This window comes from Amycolatopsis sp. NPDC005003 (genome assembly GCF_053600695.1).
The window spans coordinates 1-3784 of sequence record NZ_JBSGAI010000109.1 but is presented as its reverse complement, the minus strand read 5'-3'; the positions used below and the strand labels follow the sequence as shown (position 1 = coordinate 3784).

The 3784-nt window shown below is 71.3% G+C and carries 3 protein-coding genes; 2 read left to right on the top strand and 1 reads right to left on the bottom strand.

Features of this window, described 5'->3' with window-relative positions:
- Positions 1–238 precede the first annotated feature (238 nt).
- A complete protein-coding gene (locus tag ACWED2_RS48255) occupies positions 239–1078 on the bottom strand; it encodes an LLM class F420-dependent oxidoreductase (protein ID WP_449697231.1) in 840 nt (279 codons plus the stop codon).
- 72 nt (positions 1079–1150) lie between these two features.
- Here ACWED2_RS48255 and ligA point away from each other — a divergent pair, with 72 nt between their 5' ends.
- The gene (gene ligA, locus ACWED2_RS48250; RefSeq protein ID WP_449697230.1) at positions 1151–3142 is read left to right on the top strand and encodes an NAD-dependent DNA ligase LigA; all 1992 of its coding nucleotides are present in this window, start codon (positions 1151–1153) and stop codon (positions 3140–3142) included.
- A 102-nt stretch (positions 3143–3244) separates the two neighbouring features.
- Positions 3245–3685: a hypothetical protein gene (locus ACWED2_RS48245; protein WP_449697229.1), complete on the top strand. Its 441-nt coding sequence runs from the start codon at positions 3245–3247 to the stop codon at positions 3683–3685.
- The last annotated feature ends 99 nt before the right edge of the window (positions 3686–3784 follow it).

Genomic DNA, 3784 nt, shown 5'->3' with positions numbered 1-3784 from the left:
GCGTCGCCGAGGAAGGTGACCAGTGCGGCCGCCGACCGCGCCCGCAGCTCCAGCGGGCAGACGAGCTGGGTCAAGGCACGCTTTCCCGCCTTGACCCGGCGTGCCGGCCGTTGAACAATCCGGCAATCGGGTCGGTGGAACCCACAAACAGGAGGCCAAAACCACCTCCACAGCAGCGGCCACAACCTCAACACCAGCCACCGCGGGCATCGTCCCGGGGCGCCCCCAACCCCGCAGCTCAGCGCAGCGGCTCGAGCACCTTGGCCAGCGGCTCCAGCACGGCCGGGGTGTGCGGCGGCGGCAGGTACACGATCGCCAGGTCGAGACCCACTTCCCCCAGCGCCTCAGCCTGGGCGGCAACCTTCCCGTAGTCCAGATCGGGCTCGAGCCGGACATGCGAGGACAGCGTGATCTCGCCCGGATCGCGGCCGACGTCCGCGCAGTGGCGGTGCAGGACATCCCGCTTCCGGGCGAACTCCTCCGGCGGCCCGCCGACGAAGTTCCAGTGCTGGGCGTACTTCGCCGCCGTGCGCAGGGTGCGCTTCTCGCCGCTGCCGCCGATGCAGATCGGCGGGTGCGGCCGCTGGACGCCCTTGGGCTCGCAGCGCGCGTCGGTCAGCTGGTAGTGCTCGCCCCGGAACGTCGTGGTCTCCTGGGTCAGCAGCCCGACGAGGACCTCGCACGCTTCCTCGAAGCGGTCGCTGCGCTCCTTGATCGTGCCCAGCTCCATGCCGTACGCGCCGGACTCCTCTTCGTTCCAGCCGGCGCCGACGCCGATCTCCAGCCGGCCGCCGGAGACGATGTCGAGCGTCGCGGCCATGTTCGCCAGCAGCGCGGGGTGGCGGTAGTGGATGCCGCTGACCAGCGTGCCCAGCCGCAGCCGCTTCGTGGCCTGCGCCAGCGCGGTCAGCGTCACCCACCCCTCCAGGCAGGGGCCGGTCGGATCGGAGAAGATGGGGTAGAAGTGGTCGAAGGTCCAGCCGGACTCGAACAGCTCGATCTCGTCCGCGGCCTGCCAGACGGCGAGCATGTCCGCCCACTCGGTGTTCTGGGGCGAGGTCTTGATGGCGAATCGCATGATCTTGATCGTAACCCTGGAGTTCATCCAGGCTGCCCGTTCTTGTCGGTGCTGCCCGGTAACGTCCTCGCCGTGAACGCTCAGGAACGCATCCAGGAACTCGCCGACCGCATCACGGTGCTGCGCGACGCCTATTACCGGGGTTCGCCGCTGGTGGCGGACGCGGAGTACGACGTGGTCGAGGACGAGCTGCGGAGCCTGATCGAGGCGCACCCGGACCTCACGCCCGACCCGAACCCGCTCGACCAGGTCGGCGCGCCCGCGGTGCTGCACGCGCCGATCCGGCACTCCCGGCCGATGCTGTCACTGGAGAAGGCGACCAAACCCGAGCAGGTCGAGGCGTTCTTCGACCGATTCCCCGGCCAACCGGTGGTCGTGATGCCGAAGCTGGACGGCCTGTCGCTGGCCGTCGTCTACGAAAACGGGCGGCTGGCCAGGGCCGTCACCCGCGGCGACGGCACGACGGGCGACGACGTCACGGTGCTCGTGCGCGCCCTGACCGACGGGATCCCGGAGCAGGTCGCCGCGCCGGGCCGGGTCGAGGTCCGCGGCGAGGCCGTCATGCTGCGCTCCACCTTCGCCGCCTACAACACCGCCCACCCGGACAAGCCGCTGATCAACCCGCGCAACGCCGCGGCCGGCACCCTGCGCGCGAAGGACCCCGCGACCGTGGCCGAGCGGCGGCTGCGGTTCTTCGCCTTCGACCTGCACACCGAGCCCGACAGCGCGGAGGCCGACCTCGGCAGCGCGCTGCACACACTCGGCTTCACCGCGGCCGACATGCGGCGCTGCGCCGGCGCCGCCGAGGCGCAGACCGTGATCGGCGAGATCGAACAGCAGCGCAACGACCTGGACTACGACCTCGACGGCGCCGTGCTGCGGCTGGCGAGCCGCGACGCCTACGCGGCGGCCGGCACCCGGTCGAGCTCGCCGCGCGGTGCGCTGGCGTTCAAGTTCGCGGCCGAGGAGAAGACCACCGTGCTGTCCGATGTGGTCTGGGACGTCGGCAAGACCGGCAAGATCGCCCCGGTCGCCTGGCTGGAGCCGGTGTTCGTGGGCGGCACCACCGTCACCCGCGCGACGTTGGCCAACCAGGAGGTGATCCGCGCCCGCGGCATCAAGATCGGCGACACCGTGCTGGTGCGCCGCGCCGGCGACGTGATCCCGTTCGTCGCCGGCGTGCTCGACGCCTCGAAGCGCACGGGTGCCGAGCGGGAGATCGTCCCGCCGAGCGAGTGCCCGTCGTGCGGGCAGCCGCTCACCGAGCAGGGCAACAGCCGGGAGCTGTTCTGCACCAACGTTTCCTGCCCGGCGCAGACGGTGCGGCGGCTGATCCACTGGGCGTCGCGGGCGGCGGCGGACATCGACGCCATCGGCGGCGTGTGGATCGAACGGCTGGCCGAGGCCGGGATCCTGGAGCACCCGTCGGACTTCTACGGGCTGACGAAGGAGAAGCTGCTCGAGTTCGACCGCATCGGCGAGGTCTCCGCCACGCGGATGATCGAGTCGATCGACGCGAGCCGGTCGGTCGGCCTGCGCCGGGCGCTGATCGGGCTGGCGATCCCGATGGCCTCGGAAGGCACGGCCGCCCGTCTGTGCCGGGCCGGGTTCGGCTCCCTGGAAGACGTCGCCGACGCCGGCGTCGACGGGCTCGTGGCCGTCGAGGACATCGGGCCGAAGGTCGCCGCTTCGCTGGTCGAGCACCTCACCCGCCTGCGCCCCGAGCTCGAGCGCCTGCGGGAGGCGGGCGTTTCGCTGGACGTGCGCGAGGAGGACCTCCCGCCGGTCGTCGCGGCGGGCGCGCCGCTGGCGGGCAAGACGGTGGTGGTCACCGGCGCGATCAGCGACCCGCGCTCCGGTGAGAAGGTCCCCCGCCCGACGTTCCAGCGGCTCTGCGAGCGGGCGGGCGCGACCACGGCGACGTCGGTTTCGGCGAGCACGGACCTGCTCATCACCGGCGCGGACGTCGGGGCGAGCAAGCTGACGAAGGCCGAGAAGCACGGCGTCGAGGTCGTCGACCAGGGCGAGATCTGGCAGCAGCTGATCTCGGCGGGCATCGTGTAGCCGGCCGGGCGTCTCCCTTCCCGGACGCGGGTCACCCGGTCGTGGAAACCAGCCAAGCGCGACACTGAGCGTGAGTACCCGACTTCGTCCGAAGGGACCGCGATGACCACGTCCGACCTCATGGTCGCCCGCCAGCTCGGGGTGCACGAGTTCCTCACCGCACGCGGCTGGCTCCTCGACGGTGACAGCGATCCCGCGCGGGTGTGGTTCGCCGACGACGTGCACGCCGGCTGGCACTACCCCGAGACGTACGGCGGCCAGCAGGTCAACGACGTCGGCGACACCACCCCGGTCCAGCTGCAGAGCTACTTCACGTTCGGCAACGAAGGCGAAGAGGTCTTCGCGCTCGTCCCGGCGGGCAACCTCCGCGGCAGCGGCTGCGCCGAGCACGACACCCAGGAGCGGTTCTTCGCGCTGACCGCGAGCGGCGTCGTGGACCTGGCCGAGGTCGCCGCCCGGCTCGACGTCCTCGAGCCGCGCGCGCGGGCCCTCGACCCGCGGGCGTTGATCGAGTGCCGCTACTTCGGGCCCTGTAAGCCCTGAACCGGCGGCGGGGCGGCCCACCCGCCCCCCCCCCCCCCACCTCGGCCAGCAAAAAAAAAAAAGAAAAAACGAAGGTGAGGGAAAAATTGAAGAAATTTG

Coding starts and splice junctions, on each gene's coding strand:
- ACWED2_RS48255 (WP_449697231.1), bottom strand. CDS start 1,078: ATGCGATTCGCCATCAAGACCTCGCCCCAGAACACCGAGTGGGCGGAC.
- ACWED2_RS48245 (WP_449697229.1), top strand. CDS start 3,245: ATGACCACGTCCGACCTCATGGTCGCCCGCCAGCTCGGGGTGCACGAG.